Origin of the sequence: Bariatricus sp. HCP28S3_A7, assembly GCF_052066375.1 — a bacterium.
Classification (GTDB): domain Bacteria; phylum Bacillota; class Clostridia; order Lachnospirales; family Lachnospiraceae; genus Allocoprococcus.
Genome location: NZ_JBQHSG010000105.1, coordinates 1 through 321, shown reverse-complemented (window position 1 = coordinate 321; position 321 = coordinate 1). Strand labels below are relative to the sequence as shown.

Here is a 321-nt window from a genome sequence, read left to right as displayed (position 1 = left end):
CCACTCAGTCACTATTACCATCATCCGAAGAATCGAGTAAAAGTGCTTCGTTCGACTTGCATGTGTTAGGCACGCCGCCAGCGTTCATCCTGAGCCAGGATCAAACTCTCGCATAAAAAAGTTAGGTCTGGTCTTTTCAGACCTTACGGTTTATGCGCTCCGTGCGTTCTTGGTGAGGTCCTTTCGAACCTAGAACCATCGGAGCTTCATTGTTTGTATCCAGTCCAGAATCGCTTGGCAATTCTGTTCCTTCTTACTGTTTTTAGGTTTGTTAAATCTGTCGATTCAACCGTTCTTGAAAAATCTCTTAAAGAATTTTCA

1 rRNA gene is annotated in these 321 nt (G+C 43.6%); it reads right to left on the bottom strand.

Annotation, left to right across the window (positions count from 1 at the left end):
* Window positions 1-116 (bottom strand): 16S ribosomal RNA (locus ACTNA4_RS16170); the annotation flags it as partial.
* Between the last annotated feature and the right edge of the window lie 205 nt (window positions 117-321).